This window comes from Nocardia sp. NRRL WC-3656, assembly GCF_000720265.1.
In the GTDB taxonomy this organism is placed as follows: domain Bacteria; phylum Actinomycetota; class Actinomycetes; order Mycobacteriales; family Mycobacteriaceae; genus Nocardia; species Nocardia nova.
In genome coordinates this window covers 269,007-288,954 of the sequence record NZ_JOJF01000005.1, presented here as the reverse complement: position 1 = coordinate 288,954, position 19,948 = coordinate 269,007, and the positions used below count along the sequence as shown (strand labels likewise).

At 68.9% G+C, this 19,948-nt stretch carries 19 protein-coding genes and 1 pseudogene; 6 read left to right on the top strand and 14 right to left on the bottom strand.

The window, feature by feature from the left end:
• Positions 1-262 precede the first annotated feature (262 nt).
• The gene (locus IG65_RS0110020) at positions 263-1,840 is read right to left on the bottom strand and encodes an IS1182 family transposase (protein ID WP_030514588.1); all 1,578 of its coding nucleotides are present in this window, start codon (positions 1,838-1,840) and stop codon (positions 263-265) included.
• A 222-nt stretch (positions 1,841-2,062) separates the two neighbouring features.
• On the opposite strand from IG65_RS0110020, the gene IG65_RS0110015 reads away from it, so the two are divergent.
• A complete protein-coding gene (locus IG65_RS0110015; RefSeq protein WP_030514587.1) occupies positions 2,063-2,335 on the top strand; it encodes a hypothetical protein in 273 nt (90 codons plus the stop codon).
• A 15-nt stretch (positions 2,336-2,350) separates the two neighbouring features.
• On the opposite strand, the pseudogene IG65_RS0110010 reads toward IG65_RS0110015, so the two are convergent.
• Both IG65_RS0110010 and IG65_RS0110005 read right to left on the bottom strand, forming a co-directional pair.
• A pseudogene (locus IG65_RS0110010) lies at positions 2,351-2,551 on the bottom strand (ferredoxin); the annotation flags it as partial.
• The gene (locus IG65_RS0110005) at positions 2,548-3,843 is read right to left on the bottom strand and encodes an NADH-ubiquinone oxidoreductase-F iron-sulfur binding region domain-containing protein (RefSeq protein WP_030514585.1); all 1,296 of its coding nucleotides are present in this window, start codon (positions 3,841-3,843) and stop codon (positions 2,548-2,550) included. The pseudogene IG65_RS0110010 and the gene IG65_RS0110005, both read right to left, overlap by 4 nt.
• 74 nt (positions 3,844-3,917) lie before the next feature.
• On the opposite strand from IG65_RS0110005, the gene IG65_RS0110000 reads away from it, so the two are divergent.
• A complete protein-coding gene (locus tag IG65_RS0110000) occupies positions 3,918-4,391 on the top strand; it encodes a hypothetical protein (RefSeq protein WP_030514584.1) in 474 nt (157 codons plus the stop codon).
• A gap of 62 nt (positions 4,392-4,453) precedes the next feature.
• Here the strand turns inward: IG65_RS0110000 and IG65_RS0109995 are convergent, their stop codons facing one another.
• The 8 genes from IG65_RS0109995 to IG65_RS0109960 all read right to left on the bottom strand — a co-directional run bounded on the left by IG65_RS0109995 (position 4,454) and on the right by IG65_RS0109960 (position 12,354).
• Positions 4,454-5,311 (bottom strand): alpha/beta fold hydrolase, encoded by an 858-nt coding sequence (locus IG65_RS0109995; protein ID WP_030514583.1) that lies wholly within the window; start codon positions 5,309-5,311, stop codon positions 4,454-4,456.
• 102 nt (positions 5,312-5,413) lie between these two features.
• Positions 5,414-5,809 carry a Rieske 2Fe-2S domain-containing protein gene (locus tag IG65_RS0109990; RefSeq protein ID WP_030514582.1) on the bottom strand — a complete coding sequence of 132 codons (396 nt, stop codon included), beginning with the start codon at positions 5,807-5,809 and terminating at the stop codon, positions 5,414-5,416.
• Position 5,810: 1 nt separating this feature from the next.
• Positions 5,811-6,965, bottom strand: coding sequence for an amidohydrolase family protein (locus IG65_RS0109985; RefSeq protein ID WP_030514581.1), 1,155 nt, complete (start codon positions 6,963-6,965; stop codon positions 5,811-5,813).
• Between the two features lie 27 nt (positions 6,966-6,992).
• Positions 6,993-8,084 (bottom strand): amidohydrolase family protein, encoded by a 1,092-nt coding sequence (locus IG65_RS0109980; RefSeq protein ID WP_030514580.1) that lies wholly within the window; start codon positions 8,082-8,084, stop codon positions 6,993-6,995.
• Between the two features lie 272 nt (positions 8,085-8,356).
• Complete coding sequence (locus IG65_RS0109975; protein WP_036523849.1) at positions 8,357-9,649, bottom strand: TetR/AcrR family transcriptional regulator; 1,293 nt, start codon at positions 9,647-9,649, stop codon at positions 8,357-8,359.
• A 65-nt stretch (positions 9,650-9,714) separates the two neighbouring features.
• A complete protein-coding gene (locus IG65_RS0109970) occupies positions 9,715-11,211 on the bottom strand; it encodes a CoA-acylating methylmalonate-semialdehyde dehydrogenase (RefSeq protein WP_030514578.1) in 1,497 nt (498 codons plus the stop codon).
• Between the two features lie 41 nt (positions 11,212-11,252).
• Entirely contained in the window at positions 11,253-11,471 is a 219-nt protein-coding gene (locus IG65_RS0109965) for a hypothetical protein (protein WP_030514577.1), read from the bottom strand.
• A 58-nt stretch (positions 11,472-11,529) separates the two neighbouring features.
• Positions 11,530-12,354 (bottom strand): NAD(P)-dependent oxidoreductase, encoded by an 825-nt coding sequence (locus IG65_RS0109960; RefSeq protein ID WP_030514576.1) that lies wholly within the window; start codon positions 12,352-12,354, stop codon positions 11,530-11,532.
• Between the two features lie 74 nt (positions 12,355-12,428).
• On the opposite strand from IG65_RS0109960, the gene IG65_RS0109955 reads away from it, so the two are divergent.
• The 3 genes from IG65_RS0109955 (at position 12,429) to IG65_RS0109945 (ending at position 15,473) form a co-directional block, all read left to right on the top strand.
• A complete protein-coding gene (locus tag IG65_RS0109955; RefSeq protein ID WP_030514575.1) occupies positions 12,429-14,006 on the top strand; it encodes a methylmalonyl-CoA mutase family protein in 1,578 nt (525 codons plus the stop codon).
• Entirely contained in the window at positions 14,006-14,419 is a 414-nt protein-coding gene (locus IG65_RS0109950; protein ID WP_030514574.1) for a cobalamin-dependent protein, read from the top strand. Before IG65_RS0109955 ends, IG65_RS0109950 begins: the two co-directional genes overlap by 1 nt.
• A gap of 313 nt (positions 14,420-14,732) precedes the next feature.
• The gene (locus tag IG65_RS0109945; protein ID WP_051755661.1) at positions 14,733-15,473 is read left to right on the top strand and encodes a PP2C family serine/threonine-protein phosphatase; all 741 of its coding nucleotides are present in this window, start codon (positions 14,733-14,735) and stop codon (positions 15,471-15,473) included.
• Here the strand turns inward: IG65_RS0109945 and IG65_RS0109940 are convergent.
• Positions 15,464-16,564 carry a lycopene cyclase family protein gene (locus IG65_RS0109940; protein ID WP_036523846.1) on the bottom strand — a complete coding sequence of 367 codons (1,101 nt, stop codon included), beginning with the start codon at positions 16,562-16,564 and terminating at the stop codon, positions 15,464-15,466. The genes IG65_RS0109945 and IG65_RS0109940 overlap by 10 nt on opposite strands.
• A 147-nt stretch (positions 16,565-16,711) precedes the next feature.
• Here IG65_RS0109940 and IG65_RS0109935 point away from each other — a divergent pair, with 147 nt between their 5' ends.
• On the top strand, positions 16,712-17,572 hold the full coding sequence (locus tag IG65_RS0109935; RefSeq protein WP_156055548.1) for a hypothetical protein: 861 nt from the start codon (positions 16,712-16,714) through the stop codon (positions 17,570-17,572).
• 20 nt (positions 17,573-17,592) lie between these two features.
• Here the strand turns inward: IG65_RS0109935 and IG65_RS0109930 are convergent, their stop codons facing one another.
• Both IG65_RS0109930 and IG65_RS0109925 read right to left on the bottom strand, forming a co-directional pair.
• Complete coding sequence (locus tag IG65_RS0109930) at positions 17,593-18,357, bottom strand: SDR family oxidoreductase (RefSeq protein WP_030514570.1); 765 nt, start codon at positions 18,355-18,357, stop codon at positions 17,593-17,595.
• 11 nt (positions 18,358-18,368) lie between these two features.
• Positions 18,369-19,799, bottom strand: coding sequence for a DUF1003 domain-containing protein (locus tag IG65_RS0109925; protein WP_030514569.1), 1,431 nt, complete (start codon positions 19,797-19,799; stop codon positions 18,369-18,371).
• Positions 19,800-19,948: the final 149 nt, after the last annotated feature.

Genomic DNA, 19,948 nt, shown 5'->3' with positions numbered 1-19,948 from the left:
ACCCATATGCCAACGCGAGCAACATCTTCCACAAACATGCTGATGGGGAGGCACCGCTGAGCGGTGCCACCCCATCACTCACTTCGAGACAGAACCTAGGTGGCTGGTGTCGAATGGGGTCTGCCGAGGCGCTGTCGCGGTGGATCGGGGGGCCGGTGATGGGTGTCGGCGGCGGATGGTGATGACTCGTTGACCGCCGTTTCGGGTTGTGCCGTGATGATTTGGTGTGATGGCATGGCGCGCCAAGGTTCTGGCCTGAGATTCAGGCCGGCACTGTGGTCCAGCCGGTGGCGGTGTGGCTGATTCCGAGGACGGCGAGGCGGGCGAGGTTGACCGCGGCGGCGAGCATGCCGAAGTCGGCCTCGATCTTGGCGCGCCCGCGCATGCGGGCGCGGCGGCCGCCGTGGCGGCGCCGCATCAGGTGGCCGATCTTGCGTTCGACCTTGGGTCGGGTGGCGCGGTATTCGGCTTTCCAGTGCGGATCGCGTTGGCGCTCACGGCCGGTGACCAGGTATTTCTCGAAAGCGCCGATGGTGATGGTGCGTCCACCGACCGCGGTGGTGCATTGCGCCCGCAGGGAGCACTCGGTGCAGGCGTCGCCGAAATAGGCGGCACCTGCATGGCGGCCGGAGCGGGCAGCGAGGAAAGCGGTGTTTCCGGCCGGGCAGGTCACCATCCGGTGGTTCGCATCGATGATAAAACGGTCCTTGGAGAACATCCCCTTCACCGACGACGACGGCTGCACCTTCACCATGTTGTGAATTCCGTTGTCGTCCAACTGTTTCAACAACTCTCCCGCGCCGTAAGCCGCATCGCCGAACACCGCCGCTTCGGCTTCGGCTTCGGCTTCAGAGGGCAGGATGTCGGTAAGCAACATTGCGGCGGGATCGGCGTCGCCGCTGTTGCCGGGGGTGACGGTGGTGGCGGTGATGATCTCGCTGTCGGGGTCGATGGCGATGTGGGCCTTGTAGCCGTCGAACCCGCGCGCCGATGTCTTGTGTCCGTGCCGGGTCTCGGGATCGACGGTGGAGATGACCCGGTCCGCGGCGGTGCCACGCACGATCACGAAGTGCCCGTCGTCGTCTTCGGTGATGTCCTGGCCGAGCACGGTGGCCAGCAATCGCGCGGCAGCATCCAGGCGCTGGTCGAGTTTGAGCCCGTCCAGCACCACCAGCATCGCCATCCCGTCGCGGGCACGAGAATCGATCAACTGCGCGCGGGTGGCCTCATCGTCCCAGTCGATGCCCGGTTTGGCCGCGCTGGCGTAGTCGTCGCCACTGGTGAGCACCGCACCCAACGCCGCGGCCAGACCGGTGCCGGCCGCTGTGAGCAGGCCGCGGATCGCCGACCGGACCAGGGTGACGGTGTCCATCGTGGCCACCGCGTCATACAGCGGAGTCGAGTCCAGCACCCGGCGCCGGCCCACCAGCCCAGCCTGGCGGGCAACCTCGAGCACCGCGTCGAAGATGCGGTTCGGGCGATCCGAACGCGCCAGCCGCGCCCGCATGTCCACCAGAACCGTGTGCACGAACCCCGGATAGTCGAAATCCAGGCCACCGGCGGCATACTTCCAGCGGGCATCGAACGCGAAGCGTTCCACCGCTTCTCGATCCGACAGGCCCTCGATGCGCTGCAACACCATCACCACCGCCACGATCATCGGCGGCACCGACCGTCGCCCGACATCGGTGAACAGGTCGGCGAACATCACATCAGGGAACAACCGGTCGCATTCACGATGCAGCACACCGTAAATCGAATCCTCGGCCACCCGACCCGCGCAGAACTCCACCGTCGACCGCAGCAGATCACCCTGGCGCGGCACACGCCCCAAACTCACCCCAGCATTCTGCTCGAGCAGGCCAGTCACCGCACGAAAAACACCAACCACCTAGGACCGGTTCCTCGCCGAGCCGGCCCGCCGGATCCGTCGGGTGTGGTTTGCCGGATTCGGCGGCGGTCAACACTATGTTTCGGCCTCGCCGGCCTGGTTCCGGCAGGCCGTCGTTGTTGTTTGCCGTCGGAAAAGGACCTGCGCCACATCGGCGCAGAAGGAGGATACGTGCGCATCATCACCACCGGTCTCGCCGCCGCGGCGTTGACCGTCGCCGCGGTGGCGGGGGCCGGCGTCGCTGCGGCCGATGACGATTCGGGCCTCAACCCGCCCAAGGAGATCATCACCGTGGATATCAATCTCCTCGGATGTTCGATCGGCGCCGGACTCGGCGCGCAGCTGGTTCCCACGCTGAGCGCCGGCGGATTCGGTGGCCCGGTGGGCATCGACGGCGGATTGGCCTCGCGGCTGCGCAGCGCCGGCTGCCTGCCCTGGCGCTGACGGCGCGAATTACTCGGTCGCGCTGTCGATTTCGGTGATGGCGTGCACCGGGCAGTCCAGCAGTGCCCGGTGCACGCCGTCGCGATCGGCGGGTGCGACGACACCGTCACCTTCCAGGGACGCGTAGCCCCAGTCGTCGAGGGAGAAGTACTTCGGCGCGTGTTTGGCACAGGTGCCGAAGCCGTCGCAGACGGTGCGATCGAGTCGGATTTTCACAGCGAGGTCACCGCTTCCACATCGAAGGGGCGGACCGCGGCGAACGGAGTGGCCGCGCAGATCGCGCAGCCGCCGCCGCGGTGGCGCGCCACCGCATCCGGAAATTCGTCGAGCAGGGTCCGGGCCGCATTCGTCGCCGCGTCGAGGGTGCCGCAGGCGCCGCGGCCGCGCAGCACGGTCGCCCAGCGGCGCAGCCGATCCAGATCGGCGGCCTCGGCGACCCCGTCGCGCAGTGCGGAGGCGACCGCGCTCATCGCCGCGGTGCCGTTGAAACACGAGCCGCACTGACCGGCGTTCTCCCGGTCGAAATAGTCCAGCACCGCCGCCGCCACCGCGACCGGGCAGTCGTCGGGCGTGAGCAGCGCGACGGCGCCGCAACCCAGGCCCGTCCCCATCGCTCGCAACGCCTCGTGATCGAGCCGGGCGTCGAGGATGCGGCTGTTGGTGAGGCCGTTGAAATAGCCGCCCAGCAGCGCGCCGTGCACGCGGTCCGCGGCGACGCCGTGCAACTCGAGCAGGGCGCGGAACGAAAACCCGTGCGGCAGTTCGTAGATCGCCGGTTCGCGCCCGCCCCCGGTCACGGTGGCCAGGAAGGTCCCCGGCGAGTCCGCGGTGCCCACGGCACGGAAGGCCGCCGCGCCGAAGCGGTGGATCCACGCCAGCTGGGCGAGAGTTTCCACGTTGCTGACCAGTGTGGGGCGTGCGCCGACACCGGCCGCATACGGGCGGGGCGGCTTGTCGGTGGGTGTGGCGGGCCCGCCGTCGATCGCACGGACCGCCGCCGTCTCCTCCCCGGCCACATATCGGGCGGCGACGGTGACGATCTCCATCGGCACCGCGAGCTCGGCGGGATCGGTCCCGGCGAGCGCGCCGGCGACCGATTCGGCGGCCCGGTCGTCGGAGACGTACACCACCGCGCGATCGGCGCCGAGAATCGTTGCGGCGGCCCGTAATCCGTCCAGCACCAGATGGGGGCGCCGGCGCAACAACCAGCGGTCCTTTCCCGAGGCCGGTTCGCCCTCCTCTCCGTTGGCGACGACCACCGGCCGCACTCCGGCACCGCAATGCCGCTGTACCGACAGCAGTTTCGTGCCCAGCGGGAAGCCCGCGCCGCCACGCCCGCGCAGGCCCGACTCGACGACCTCGGCGAGCAGCCGCGCCGGATCCTCGATCGGCGCGTACCCGCCGCTCGCCCGGTAGGCCGCCGCCGACTCGGTGCCCTCGCTGCCGCCGGTGATTCGCGGCGTCGTCCCCGGTGGTGCGCTGACTATCGGATTCGCGATCGCATCCATCGATCCGTCCTTCGGAATATCGTCCGCCGCCGAAAACCGTCGGCGCGGAAATGGCTGTGCCTACAATCGGCGGCATGCGTACCGCAGTAATTCGTGTCGACGTGGATCCCGCCGGGGAACTGCCGCCCGCGGAATTCGGGAAGAAGATATCCGCACTCATCTCTCGCGCTGCGAAATCCGGAATATCGGTGACCGCACCCGATATCGATAAGCTTCCCGCGCGCCGCCGCGAAATCCAGGTGCTGATCAACGGTGACGACACGGCCGCCGTGCGCGAACACGCGGTGGGAATGTGTGCCGATATCTTCGGCTCCGCCGTCCGGCCCGGGGCGGTCACCTTCGTCAGCCGGGGGACCGACGACGACGCCCACGGTGTCCTGGCCGGATTCGGCATCACCGGAGAGATCGATCGCAGCTGCGACGCGGCCGGCTTCGACACCCTCACCGTCCGCCTGGCGCGCGCCGATCTGGAGCGCATCCCGGAGAGCCGGATCCAGACCGCGCTCGAGGCGGCGACCAACTCGGAGGTGGTCATCGTCACCAGGTGAGCACAGCGGTGAGCCGCCTACGAGCGGCTCACCGGCACACCGCGATTCGCCGATTTCCACCGCTACTGCCGCACGAAGTCCAGGATCGCCGGCGCGGCCAGCACCCAGGTGTCGAAGATGTTGCCCTCTCCCCGGGCGCGCGCCTTCTGACCCTGCTGCCAGGCGTCCTCGGGCCACGGCGGATCGATCAGGATCGAACCCTCGATCAGGCAGTGCACCTCCATCGACGTCCGCTTGGGGTGGTCGATATCGCGCTCACCTCCCCGGATGATGAGCGTCGGAATCTTCAGCTTCGAGAACTCGTAATCGGTCACCCCGGGAATCGTCTGACCCGGTTTCGGAACATAGGCGTCGAGCCAGCGCAACATCTGCGCCTGGAATTCCTCGGCGTCGAGAGCCAGCAGCCGGTCCTTGTTCTTCGGATTGTCCTGGATGCGTTCCTGCCATTCCGGCAGTTCGATCAGACCCTCGATGCCCTTGATCTTCGCCGCGGTAATGTTGGGAATGATGTAATGCGAACCGAGCGCGATCAAGCCGTAGTTGCCGCCGACGATATTCCACACGATCAGCTTCGTCGCGATCTCCGGATACAGCATCGCCGTCAGAATGGAATCCCGCGCACCGCCGGAGCCGCCGGCGATGATCACCGGACCCGTATCCAGATGCACGAGCAGATCGTGCAGCACCTCGGCGCGCATATGCGATTCCGTGGGACCCCAGAACGCGACCTCACTGCGGCCGCAGTTGGGCCGGTCCCACAGCAGGACCCGGTGGCCACCGGCGACCAGGGCCTCGGCCAGCGGCCGCAACCCCGGAATTTCGATGCTGAACCGGCCACCGGGAGTGAGCACGATCAGCGGACCGGACTCGCCCAGAATTTCGTAATAGACCTCACCACCGCGGATTTCGGCGATCGGCATGGACAGACCTCCTCGTCTGTGTCGGATCAAGCTGCGCTATTCGTCGCCTGATGGGGCGCCCTACGTGGTGACACTTCGTTGCCGCCTCCGGGCGCTGACCCATCAGGCCGTGACCAGAACGTCGTTGCCGACCACCCGCACGGGATAGGTGCGGATACTCCATTCCGGTTTCACCGCGGTGGTGCCGGTGGCCAATTCGAATCCCCACTGGTGCCACGGGCAGTAGATGTATTCGCCGCCGCGCACGCTGACCGCGTCACCGGGAACCGATTCGTCGACCGCGGTCAGTCCCCGGGTACGGCCCGAACACAGCGGGCCGCCCTCGTGCGGACAGTAATTGGCGATGGCGTAGAAGGTGCCGTCGACGTTGTAGACGCCGACTCCGTGGCGGCCGATCGGGACGAGTTTATGTGTCCCGGGCGGAATTTCGTCGACGGTGGCGACGGCGTGCTCACGCCCCTGCGGCAGCCGCGGCGTGGCCGCGAGGTCGTCGCTCATCTCAGAACACCCGCACTTGCCCGGGCAGTACCGGCACGGTATCGGGCAGGTTGGCGTAGGTTTTCAGCCCGTTGCCGAACATCACCGGCTCGCGGGTGTGCTCGGGCAGATGTTTGACCAGCCAGCGCGGATCGTCGAAGGTCCAGTGCGGATAGTCCGAGGAGAACAGCAGAATCCTGTCCGCCTCCATCCATTCCAGTGCCCGGGTCAATTCCGTCTTGTCCTCGGGATAGTCCAGGGGCTGGGTGGTGAACTTGATGTGCTCCTTGACGTACTCCGACGGCTTGCGCTTGATCTCGACCCAAGCTTTGCGCGCCTCGTAGATCGCATCCATCCGCCACATCAGCGGCAGGATCCAGGTGAACGCATGCTCGACCAGGATGATGCGCAACGCCGGGAAGCGGTCGAAGACGCCGTCGAAGATCAGGCTCATCACCTGATTCATCGCCAGCAGCGAGTAGGTCACCATGAAATCGTGGTTGTAGCTGGGATATCCCACCGGCGGCATCGGCAGCATCTCGAAATTCCCGCGGGAGAGGTGACAGGCCACCGGCAGGTCGTGCTTCACCGCGGCCGCCCACACCGGGTCGTACATCGGATCGCCCCACGCCGGGCGCGGTTCCGCGCGAATGAGGATCTGCGCCATATACGGATGTCCGGCCCATTTCTCGATTTCGCGGACCGCGCCGGCCGGGTCCTCGGCCGCGGCGCTGATGGAACCGCGATAGCGCTGATGCCAGTTGTTGTGACCGTCGAGCCAGTCCTGGTCCAGCCAGGTGTTGACCGCCGCCGCGGCCGCCGAGGTCGCCTCCGGCAGCCGGGCCTGGTGCAGGCCCGGCTCGAGGATGGCGATATCGGAGCCGGCGCCCATGATGAGCTGCCGGAACAGCGTGTCGGGATCGCTACCCGGGAAACCGCCGTCGGGTGTGAAGGCGTCCACCCGCATCGCGTAGGCGTAGGCGAAGTCGGGGGCGTCGTAGAAGATGGTGCTGCCGACGTGGCGGTTGAGGAAGTACTTGCTGCGGAACGGCTCCGGGTAGAGTTCGGCAAGCCGTCCCGGCCGGGGCGCCGGGTGGACGTCGGAGTCGACCACTCGCACCGCGACCCGATCGGTGCTCGGAATCCGTTCGCGTACGTCGGTATTCGCCTGCGTCATGGGTATCCCTTTCGATTCCGATACCGGTTACCGCGTCGTCGCCGCGGCGGGAATGTCGATGCCGTACAGTCCGGCGGCATTGCGCCACAGCAGCTTCTCGCGCTGGGCGGGGGTGAGCGCCGACGGCAGCCGCGCCGGATCGTCGAGTTGCCAGTGCGGATAGCTCGAGCCGAACATCATCATGTCGTCCTTGCCGGTGAATTCCAGCCAGTCTCCGGCGAATTCGACATCGCCGGGCCCGTCGAGCCGGCCCTGGACGAAGTAGATCGAGCCGGGTAGATAGTCGCTGGGCATGCGCGGCGCCCACGGCGTCTGCTCGAGGTGCGGACGGCCGAAGGTGTCCATCCGCCACATCATCGGGGTGAGCAGGTCGGCGGCGCCGTCGGCCCACACGAAGCGCAGATCGGGAAAGCGTTCGAACACGCCCTCGGCGATCATGTTCATCTGGTGGTACAGATAATTCAGTGCCATGAAGCCGAGGTACTGCTCGTAGGTGCGCGGATGTCCGGACGGGGTGGGCGGATAGGCCACGCCCGAACCGGATTCGATATGCACCGCGACCGGCAGCTGCGCGGCCGCCGCGGCCTCCCACAGGGGCCAGAACTGCGGCTTTCCGTAGAGTTCGCGCGACTGCAGTGGAATGCCGATCTGCACGACGCGCGGATGGGAACCCCAGCGTTCGATCTCGCGGACCGCGCCGGAGATGTCCTCCGGATTCACCCGCAGCGTGCCTCGGTAGCGGTCGGCGTAGGTGCCGGAGTCCAGCCAGCGCGAGATCATCATCTCGTTGTGCGCGCTCGCGATCGCGGTCCCCAGGTGGCGGTCGGGCATGATGCCGCGGGTCATCGGATGCAGGACGGCGATGTCGGTCCCGCGCTCGCCGAAGAGCACCTGCCCCACGGCGTCGGGCTCGGAGCCGGGATATCCGCCCTCGGACAGGATGGTGCCCGGGGTGTATTCACCGCCGGGCGCGCCGTACCAGTCCATCTCCACATCCGGGTAGCCGCGAGCGCTGTACGGCTCGCGCAGCCAGGTGCGCAGTTCGGCGTTGCCCTGGAAGAAGATGTGCACGCTGGCATCGATCAGCGGGCTGGTGCTGCCGTCGGGGAGAGTGATCATCGGCCCTCCTGCGGGAAATGCCGCGCAGCTGCGGGATTCGGTCTCGGCGAGGCGGAACGGTCCGGCTCGGGATGGTCGGTCATGCGGGCTCCGTTGCGGAAATTCGAATGCGTTCGCGGGCTGCCGTCGGCCCGGCGGTCGGGGAGAGTGCCCGGAAAGCTGTGCGGCGGACGGACCGGTGCGCGTTCGCCGGAGCGAATGCGCGAACCAAATATTTGTTCCGCAACTGTACGTCGAGACCCGTCCGGCGCACAAGGGCCGTCGTCCGGCGGTCAGGCGGCGGGGGCGGTGCGAGTGGCGCCGCACAGCAGAGTCGCGCGGGAATGTGCGTGTGCCGCATCGATTCCCACACGCGCGACCACCGGCGGGGGCATCCAGATCAGGTCGCGCACACACGCCGACAGCCGGCTCTTGGTGATGCCCTCGATGGTGATCTCGCCGTCCGCTCGGCCCTGGTCGACGACGGTCGCGATCTGACGTGCGCGCCGGCGCAGGACCTCGATCACGTCGCTGGTGTCGGGGGGAGTGGACCGGAACCACGCGCGCTGGATCGCGAACTCGAGGTCGAAACGCCGCAGGGCGTTGAGATTGATCCAGGTCAGCGCGTCGAGTTTGGCGACGGCGGAGCTGTCGGTGCCGACCACCGCGGCGTAGGCGCGCGAAATCTCGTCGTGGAAGGACCCCATGATCGAATCCAGCAGCGCCTGTTTCGATTCCACGGTCCGGTACACGCTGCCCGCGCCCATTCCGGCGGCGGTGGCGATATCGCGCATGGTGGTCGCCTCGTAACCGCGGCGGGCGAACTCCGCGCGTGCCACCGCGCGCAGCCGGGCGGTGCGGTCGTCGTCGCCGGTGTCGTCGGGATTCGCCCAGGTGGCGACGCTCTCGCGCGCGGCGCGCAGGGCCGCGGAGCGATCGAGTGCTGCGGGGGAGGCCGGCACGGCGGGCAGGCCGTCGAGCAGCAGGCGGCACACCACCGTGGCGACGCGGTCGGCGGAATTCTCGCGATGCAGGACCGACAGGCCGATGTGCAACATGGTCTGGCACAGCTGTTCGGCCAGCACGGAACGGTCCACGGCCGCGGTGAGGTAGCCGTGATCCGCCGCGGCGTCGAGCAGGGCGCGCATGGCTGTCGTCGGTGCGGAGGGTGGGTCGGCGGCGAGCGCGACGAGCGCGGTGCCGGCGCCGGTGTGCGGCTCGTAGATCGACAACTGCAGTGCCGCACGGTGTTCCAGCGCGCAGGCGGCGAGGGCGGTGGCGTAGTCGTTCACGACGTCGAAGGCCCGGTCGGCGCAGGTGATCGCCGACGGCGGCGGCGCCGACCGGGCCACGGCATCCAACGCGGCGTGGTAACGCTCGAGCAGTTCGACCGCGATCGCTTCCTTCGATTCGAAGTGGTGGTAGAGACTGCCGGGCAGGATGCCACAGGCGTCGGCGACGTCCTTCACATTCGTCCCGGCGTAGCCCGCGGAGGCGAACAGTTCCGCGGCCGCGCGCAGGATCGCGGTCCGCCGCACGCTGTCGGCGCGAGCGGGAACCGGCGCGGTGGACTGTGATCGTGGCATCTGCTCAGTGTGACCGATCTTCGCGACCCGTACGACGCGGCCCGGAGCGCGTGCCGTCCGGGTGGTCAGTCGTTGCGCGGGAAGCCCAGATTCAGCCCGCCGTGGCTCGGATCGAGCCACCGGCTGGTCACGGCCTTGGTGCGGGTGAAGAAGTGCACACCCTGTACGCCGTGCGCGTGCGTGTCACCGAACAGCGAGTTCTTCCAGCCGCCGAAACTGTAGTAGGCCATGGGAACCGGAATGGGGACGTTGATGCCGACCATCCCCACCTCGACCTCGTACTGGAAGCGCCGGGCCGCGCCGCCGTCGTTGGTGAAGATCGCGGTGCCGTTGCCGTAGGGGTTGCCGTTGATCAGCTCGAGGGCCTGCTCGTATCCGTCGACTCGCACCACCGCGAGGACCGGGCCGAAGATCTCCTCGCGATAGGCGGCCATCTCCGGGGTCACGTGGTCGAGCAGCGTCGGTCCGAGCCAGAAGCCCTGGGACACATCGATATCGGCGTCAGCGGTGCCGATCGCGCCGCGGCCGTCGACGACGATGCGGGCGCCCTGGGCCACGGCGGTATCGACGGAGGCGGCCACCTTGTCGCGATGCGCGCGGGTGACCAGCGGTCCCATATCGGCCTCACCGTGCCCGTCGCCGAGGCGCAGGCCGCGAGTGCGCTCGGCCACCCGGGCTACCAGCTCGTCGGCGATATCGCCGACCGCGACGGCCACCGAGATGGCCATGCAGCGTTCTCCGGCCGACCCGTATCCGGCATTGACCAGCGCGTCCGCGGCCAGGTCCAGATCGGCGTCGGGAAGGATCACCGCGTGGTTCTTGGCGCCGCCGAGGGCCTGTACCCGCTTGCCGGTTGCGGTCGCAGTGGCGTAGACGTACTCGGCGATCGGAGTGGAGCCCACGAAGGAGACGGCTTTGATCGCGGGGTCGGTCAACAGCGCGTCCACGGCCTCCTTGTCGCCCTGCACGACATTGAAGACGCCGGGCGGAAGTCCCGCCTCCTCCCACAGCTTCGCCAGCCACAGCGCTGCCGAGGGATCCTTCTCGCTGGGTTTGAGCACGACGGTATTGCCGGTGGCGACCGCCAGCGGGAAGAACCACATCGGCACCATGGCCGGGAAGTTGAACGGCGAGATGATCGCGACCGGGCCCAGCGGGGCTCGCACCGAGTACGCGTCCACGCCGGTGGAGACGTTCTGCGTGAACCCGCCCTCCACCAGATGCGGTACTCCGCAGGCGAATTCGACCACTTCCTGACCGCGCGAGACCTCACCGAGGGCGTCGGAGAACACCTTGCCGTGTTCGGCGGTGATCAGGCCGGCCAGTTCGGATTTGCGGGCGTTGAGCAGTTCGCGGAAGCGGAACACGATCGAGGTGCGCCGGGTCAGCGAGGTGTCGCGCCAGCCCGGGAAGGCGGCCGCCGCGGACTCGACGGCGGCGCGAACCTCCTCGGGCCCGGCCATGGCGACCGCGCCCGTGACCCGTCCGGTGGCGGGATCGGTCACCGGGGCGGTGCGCGCGGCGACGCCGGGCCGGAGGCCGCCGTCGATCCAGTGGCCGATGTGCGCGACGTCCGCGGCGGCGGTCGGTTCGATCGTGCCGGTCACGACCGGACCCCCGCGTGCGCACCGGTCATGGTGGTCAGCGGCGCCGCGCCGTACCAGCCGCAGGGCAGGCCGCAGCTGGCGGTGATCTCGATCTCGCGGCGATGATCGGCGAAGGTGCGGACGGTGCGCACCGCCTCCGCGGCGTAGCCACAGCGCGGGCAGGTGCCGAAATAGTCCAGTATCTGGCGGACCGCGATATCGACGGGCGGCTGCATCAGTACCTCCGGGTCACGAGTTGAGTTGTGCGGCAGGGGATTCGCGTAGGTCGTGCGGTCAGCCGAGGAACAGGTCCGGGATCGGCCGCTCGCCGCCGCCGTAGCCCGACAGGTCGCGGACTCCGGATTCGATGAGCACCTCGGCGTCGATGTAGCAGTTTCCGGTGGTGTATTTCGCAGGCCGGGAAAGGATTTCGGCGGCGGCATCGCCCATGATGCGCGGATCGCGCGCCGAGGCGAGCAGTTCGGACCCGTCGGCCATATTCGCCACCGCCGAGGTCGCGATGTAGGTCTGCGGCCACAGGCAGTTCACCCCGATCGCCGCCTCGGCGAATTCGGTGGCCCATCCCAGCGACAACAGCGTCATCGCGTATTTGGACTGGGTATAGGCGGGATGAGCGCCCAGCCAGCGAGGGCTGAGGTTCAGTGGCGGCGAGATGGTCAGCACATGGGCCTCGGGCGCCTCGCGTAGCGACGGCAGACAGGCCTGGGTGAGCAGGAAGGTGCCGCGCACGTTGATCTCCTGCATCAGGTCGAAGCGTTTGGCCGGAAGTGAGTCGGTCGGCTCCACCGCGATCGCACTGGCGTTGTTGACGCAGATATCGATGCCGCCGAAGCGGTCGACCGCGGTCTGCGCCGCGCGCCGCACATCCTCCTCGCGCCGCACATCGCCCACCACCGCGACGGCCTTCCCGCCCGCGGCCTCGATCTCGGCCACGGCGGTGTGCACGGTGCCCGGCAGTTTCGGATGCGGTTGCGCGGTCTTGGCCAGCAGCACGATATTCGCGCCCCGGGCGGCCGCGGCGACGGCGATGGCGAGGCCGATCCCGCGGCTTGCGCCGGAGACGACCATGGTGCGGCCGGCCAAGGGATATGCGGGCATGACGCTCCTCGAAGTCAGTCGTTCGCCTCTGATGGTATTGGCATTCTCTTTTTTTGCAAGTAACATATTCAAGGATGAACGACGACGTCCAGACCTCCTCCGGCATCCCGCTCGCCCCGGTCTACGGCCCGGGCGATCGTGTCGCCGAACCGCCCCCGCCGGGCGAATATCCCTTCACCCGAGGCAATTTCGGCACCGGCTACCGCGGACGGCTGTGGACCTTCCGGCAGTACTCGGGGTTCGGCACCGCCGAGGAATCCAATCGCCGCTACCGCTATCTGCTCGATCAGGGCGGCACCGGACTCTCGGTCGCGCTGGACCTGCCGACCCAATGTGGTTACGACTCCGACGATCCCGAGGTGAGCGAGGAGGTCGGCCGGGTCGGCGTGGCGGTGGACACCCTCGCCGACGCCGAGATCCTGTTCGACTCGATTCCGCTGGACAAGATCAGCACGAGCTTCACCATCAACGGCACCGCCGCGATCCTGCTGGCGTTCTACGTGGCCGCCGCCGAACGCCAGGGAGTCGCCCGCGAAAAACTCACCGGCACCATCCAGAACGACATCCTCAAGGAGTACGCGTCGCGGGGCACCTGGATCTGGCCGGCGCAGCCCTCCCTGCGGTTGATCGCCGACACGATCGAATTCTGTGCCGCCGAGGTGCCGCGGTTCAACGCGATCTCGGTGGCGGGCGCGCACTTTCGCGACGCGGGCGCGACCGCGGTGCAGGAGATGGCGTTCACCCTCGCCGACGGAGTCACCTATTGCGACACCGTCGTCGAACGCGGCCGCATGAGTATCGACGACTTCGCGCCGCAGATCTCGTTCTTCTTCTACACCCACGGCGACTTCTTCGAGGAGATCGCGAAATACCGTGCCGGACGGCGGCGGTGGGCCACGCTGGTGCGGGAGCGCTACGGCGCGACGACCGATCGCGCGTCGATGTTCCGGTTCGGCTGCGTCTCCGGCGGCGCCTCGCTCTACGCACCCCAGGCGCAGAACAATCTGGTGCGCGTGGCCTACGAGGCGATGGCCTCGGTCCTGGGCGGGGTGCAGTCGATGTTCACCGCCGCCTGGGACGAACCGTTCGCCCTGCCCAGCGAGGAGTCGGCGACACTGGCGCTGCGCACTCAACAGATCCTGGCCTACGAAACCGGGGTCACGCGGGTGGCCGATCCACTGGGCGGATCCTATTTCGTCGAGGCGCTCACCGATGCGACCGAGGAGCGGATCGTCGAGATCATGGCCGATCTCGACGCGCACGGCGGCATGGTCCGCTGCATCGAGGACGGCTATCTGCAGGGCCTGATCGCCGACGAGGCCTACCGCGCCCACCGGGACATCGAATCGGGCGCGCGCCCGATCGTCGGGGTCAACCGATTCACCTCCGACGAACCCGCACCCGAGATCGGCACCTACGAATTGGATGCCGCGGGAAGGGATCTGCAATTGAAGCGACTGGCCAAGGTCAAGGCGGACCGGGATTCCGGCGCGGTCGCCACCACGCTGTCGGCGCTGTCGCGCGCCGCCGAGGGAGACGAGAATTTGATGCATCGGCTCATCGACTGTGCCAACGCCTACTGCACGGTGGGGGAGATGACCGCCGCGCTGAAATCGGTGTGGGGCGAATTCCGGCAGCCGGTGGTGTTCTGATGCCCGCGCGCGTACTGGTCGCCAAACCGGGCCTCGACGGCCACGATCGCGGTGCGAAGATCGTCGCGCGCACACTGCGCGACGCCGGTTTCGAGGTCGTCTACACCGGCATCCGCCGCCGCGTCGAGGAGATCGTGTCGATCGCGGTGGCCGAGGATGTGGCGGTGGTGGGGCTGAGCATTCTCTCGGGCGCGCACCTCGGACTCACCACCAAGGTGGTGGAGGGATTGCGCGCCGCCGACGCCGCGGATATCGCGGTCGTGGTCGGCGGCACCATCCCGCAGGCCGATGTGCCGAAACTCCTGGAGGCGGGCGCGGCGGCGGTGTTTCCGACCGGCACCCCGCTGGATCACCTGGTGCGCGAGATCCGCGCGCTCACCGCGACGGTGGCGGGCCCGGCCGAGCCGAGATGACCGCGACCAACCGCACACCGCAGGTCACGGCCGGGCGAAGGGGCGGCGTCGCACCGGTCACGGACACGCTCGTCCGAGCGTCCGAGAACGGGCGATCCGGGCATTTCGGGTGCCGAACGTGGCCGATGGACGCCCCGGACGGCGGCCTGTAATGAACTCGTGCCCCTTTTCACAGGTTGAGCACGGTCCCAGCTGACATAGTCTGAGCAGGCGAGTTCTGTTCAGGGCAGTTTCGGAGCCGGTCGCGGTCCAGGCGATCGTCGGCGCGAACGAGCGGAACCGCAGTCGGCAGGGGCAGTCGAGGAGGTCGGCCGTGCACACAGCGGTGACGACGGCAATCACACGGCGTGAGTTGATGCGGCTCACGGGAATCACAGCGCATTCGGTCAGCCGGCGTGGCGGCCGGTCGCTGAATGCCGACGCGGTGTCGGGTTATATCGACTCCGCGGTCGGGCGCAGCGCCTTCGCCGTCGCCGACGGCATCGGCGATCATCTGCTGGCCGCGCGGGCGGCGCGCACCGTGGCGCAGGTCGCGGCGCGGGTGGCCGTCGGTGGCAGTGCGGCCGCCGGAATCCTTGCCGCCAGACAACAATTGCTGCGCGAATTCCCCGAGCCCTCCGCCGACAGTGTGGTGGTCGTGGCCGTGTGCCCGACACCGGACCGCATCGACGGCCCCTGTGATATCGCCTGGGTCGGCGACTGCCGGGCCTACCACTGGAACGGGCGGGTGCTGCATCAGATCACCAGCGATCACACCGTCGCCGAGATGATGAACGCGCGCGGCATCACCGTCGCGCCCCGGATGCACCATATGGTGACGACCTCGGCGCGGACCGTGCGGCCGGAGGCGGTGGGCCACGGCATCACCGGCACCGGCGCCGGGCGCTGGCTGCTGAGCACGGACGGGGTGCACAAGACCTTGCCGATGACCGAGATCAAGCAGATCCTCGCCGACTCCGACTCCGCGTCGACCGCCGCGGACGCCCTGGTCGAGGCGGCGATCACGGCGGGTGCCACCGACAACACCACCGCGCTGGTCTTCGATCACGGCTGAACGGCGGGCCCGCCCGCGCGGCCGCGACCGGCACCCGGCGCGGCGGCCGTGGCCAGGATCCGGCGCAGCGGCCACGGAAGTTCCCGGAACAGCGCGGTCATGGCGGCGGCGGTGCCGCGCAGATCGGTGCGCCCGGACAGGTAGGCGCGTTGCAGGTCCGGGGGCAAGGCGAAGAAGGCGTCGAAGAAGACCGGGAGCTGCTCGGGCGGCAGCGCGAGCAGTGCCCGCAGGCCGGCCCGGCGCAGGGCGTACACCAGACGTGCCGGGACCGGCCACAGGCTCTGCCCGGCGGCCACGGCGTCGGCGGCGGAGAGTGCGGCGCCGACGCTGTATCCGGTCGCCGGATGCAGCAGCCCACCCGCCGCCCCGAAGACGCCGTCGCGGGCCCGGCCGCCCTCGACCGGGAAGCGTACCCGTTCGATCGGTGCGTCCGCGCCGAATTCGATTCCCCGGCAGCGCAATCGGTGTTCCAGCCGGCGCCGCAGCTCGTCCTGGCCGATCGCCGGCCGTCCGGCCAGGCAGGTCTCCTCGAACAGCACCCGGCCGCCGCCCAGCGGGATCGTGTACAGGAACGACGCCGGTTCGTCGGCCTCGGTGCCGTTGTCCCGGGACCAGTCCATGAAGACGGCCGGTTCGCGATCACGGTGCAGCACAACGCCGTAGGCGGTCTGCTCGGCTCGTCGCACGTCGCGGGCCAGGCCGCGGGCGTCGACCACGCGCTGCGCGGTCGGTGTCCGGCCCGAAGCCAGCCGCACGCGGTCGGGCCGCTCGATGTCCAGGACCCGGTCGGCGATCACCCGCACGCCGGACAGGTCCAGCGCGTCCTGCAGCGCCGCGGTGTCGAAAACCTGATAGGTACGGGCGATTTCGACCTCGCGGATACCCCGGGCGAGCGGCCGCTCGATCGTCGCGGCCACGACCCGGGCCGGCAGCCAGTCCGGCAATTCGTCGGCCCACGTGCCGTAGGTCGCGGGCCACCGGCGCCACGGATGCGGATCGATCGCGGTCACGGCGAGTCCGCGGACGGCGGCGCGATGCGCCAGTGCCCGCCCGGACGGGCCGAGCCCGCAGACGATGAGATCGGCACTCATGCCGCCATTGCAGCAGATCGGACGGACGCGGTGCGACCGGCCGTCGCATCACGGGGGGTGTGTCGGGTCCGGTAGGGTCGACCCACGATGCCCGGGGGGACCACAACCGCGGAGGGCGCTGCCCCGGGACGCGGAAGGTGGCAGCAGATGACGTATCCCCCCGGATCCGGGCCGTACGGTTACGGCCCGCAACAACCCCACGACGCGGGGTGGGGGCGCGACCCGAACCAGCCCGGCTTGGGCTGGGACGCGGCACCGAGCGGGTGGGAGACGCCGGCGTGGGATCAGCAGATGCCCGCGCCTCATTGGGGGCAGCCCGCTCCCGGCGGCTATCCGACTCCGCCGCCGCCGAAGAACAACAACGGGCTCGTCGTCGGCATCGTCTTCGGCGTGATCGCGCTGCTGGTGATCGCCGGCGGCATCGTGGTGGTCGCGACTCGCGACTCCGGCGGCGACGACCGGGCCGGCGGAACCAGCACGCCCGCGCTCGTCCCCGCCACCACCGACGCCCGGACCACCACCGCGGCCCCGACCACCAGCGCGAGTCCCGACACGTCCGGCCACCTGAGCTATCAGGAATACGGGCACGACTGGAACTTCAAGGCCGGCGATGTGGAACTGCACGCCGACTGGGTCGAGGGACGCGACCATCCCAGCTGCGCCGATATCGAGGTCGGGGGCAAGCTCACGTCGCTGGGCTGCCGGTACGCGGCGGAGATGGTGTACAAGGCCGAGGGCGGTTCGCTGATGCTGACCCAGTTCATCATGGGGATGTCGAGCAGTGACACCGCCGCGGCCGCACCCGGCGCGTATACCGACGACGACCTGAAACTGCGGCCCGGCACCTACATCTCGAACTTCACGACCGGCAAGTGGAAGGACGACGCCGAGAAGCAGTTCCTCGTCGTCACCTTCGCCACCGCGACCAGCTCGGTGGACGAGGGCACCGTGAAGAAGTACCTGAAGTACCGGCACGACGACATCCTCGGCGCCCTCGCCTTCCGCTGACGGGGTGTGCGGTCGCCCGGTCAGATACCGCCGGTCGCCAGCAGGCCGCCGTCGACCCGCACCACCTCGCCGGTGATCCACGCGGCCTGATCGGAGACGAGGAAGCCGACCAGCGCGGCCACATCCTCGGGAGTGCCCAGGCGCCGCAGCGGATAGGTCGCGGCCACCGCTTCCTCGTTGTCGGTGACCAGCGCGTCGGCGAATTTCGTCTTGACCACGCCCGGCGCGACGGCGTTCACCCGGATCGACGGACCCAGCTGCCAGGCCAGTTCCTCGGTGAGCCGGATGAGGGCCGCCTTGGACGCGCCGTAGGCCGCGATCACACCCGTCGAGCGGATGCCGGCCACACTCGCGAGGTTCACCACCGCGCCGCCGTGCTCGCCCATCCACGCCCGATAGGCCTGCTGCACATAGCCCAGCGCCGCGACCACATTGACGTCGAAGATCTTGCGCACCGCGCCGAGATCGGCCTCCATCAACGACCCGTAGACGGGGTTGATGCCGGTGTTGTTGATCAGGATGTCGAGGGATCCGAATTCGGCGACGGCGGTATCCACCTGCTCGGCGCGCGCCGCCTCGTCACCCGAATTGCCCGCCAGCGCAACGACTTTTCCCGGATGGCCGAGCGCGCGCAGCCGGTCGGCCGCCTCGGCCAGCGGTTCCGGTTTGCGGGCGGTGATCAGCACGTTCGCGCCACGCCGCAGCAGCTCCGCCGCCACCGCGTACCCGATACCGCGGCTCGCGCCGCTGACCAGCGCACCCTTACCCAACAGATCCTCGCTCATGGATCGCGACCTTACGTCAGGTGGGCGCGGGCGGCGTCGCGGACCCGGGGCGGGGTGCTGCGCAGCACCTGGAAGCCGGCACCGGAGACCATGACCGGGATGCGCCGGGCCGCCTGCAGGTAGCGGATCCGCGCGGACCGGGGCAGCTCCGGCCACGGCAGCGGTTCGGCGTCGTCGGGATCGGGGTGGGCGGCTCCGCCGAGCAGAGCGCGCCGATCCGCGATCCGGCGTTCGTAGTCCAGCCGCGCGAGCAGCCCGATCTCGTCGTCGTCGAAGGTGACCGCGAAGGCCGGATCGAAGGCGGGCACCATGAAGCAGCCGATCGCGGCCAGATCTTCGCCGATACCGCGGGCCTGCAGCCGATATATGCGGCGATCCTGGTCGCGGAGTTCGTTCCAGTGGCGCAGGGCGGCGGCGTCGGCCGGCGCCTCACCGGTGGTCATGACGGTGTGGGCGCGGGCCTGGTGGTCGACCCGTTCGCTGGTTTCGTGCAGCGCCCGCCCGAGTTGTTCGCTGACCCGGTCGGTGACGTATCCGGTGAGGCTGTCGATGACGCGGTCCTGTGCGGTGAGCCGGGCCTTCATCCGCCGGCATTCGTGCAGGACCGCCTGCGCGTCGAGGAAGGTCTGTTCGGAACGGCGGTCACCGGTGCGCCCGAGCACGTCCTGGCCCACCATGATCACGATCATGAACACCAGTTGCGCGAGCGTGGACAGAAACGCCATGAAGGCGAACGGGTACGGGTCCACCCGCTGAATTCCCGCCTGCGCCAGCACAACCCACAGAATTTGCGAGCCGAGCGCGAGATAGAAGCCCCACACGCTGCCCAGTCGCTCGGTCAGCCACACCGCGATCCGGTCGTTGGTGCTGACCGCCTGGTCGGCGGCCTGCGGCGGCGGCTGCACCCGATGCCGTTCGATCCACGGATGCGGTGTCGACTCGAGCAGGCTCAGGCCCCGGCTGAGCGCGCGGTCGTGGTGGTCCAGATGTGCCTGCAGATCCGCGACCTGGGCGAAGATCGCCTCGGTGTTCTCGTAGGTCTGCACCGACCGGCGGTCGGCGGCGGCGCTGAGCACCCGCTGGCCCACCAAGATCACCAGGCACAGGATCAGCTGCGCGACATTGTCGACGAACAGCAGGAACGGGAACGGATACGGGTCCACCGGGCGCAGTGGCCCCCAGGTCGCCAGCGCCATCCAGGCGCTGAACCCGATGAGCACCAGATACAGCGCGGGCATCGATCCGATCCAGCGGGTGAGGACGGCCGCGACCGCGTCGTTGACGCCGATGCGTTCGTCGGCCATCGTCACCGCACCGGTGTGCGTCTCGAAATCGAGAGTGGTATCGACATCGGCGTCGGTGGGCGCAATCGCGGTCGCGCCGCTGTGCGCGTTCGGTTCACCGCCGCTGCGTATCTCGTCGGCCCGGCTGTCGCTGCTCACCTCTACGGCCCCCTCGCCTGCGCTCGTCCGATACCGCGCACTGTACGTGCCCTATATGGCACGTGCGCATCCGCTACGCGGGGGAGCAGGTCATGTGGCGGTGAAACCCGCAGTGGTGCAGGGGTTTCAGTCTTCGCCGACGGCAGCTC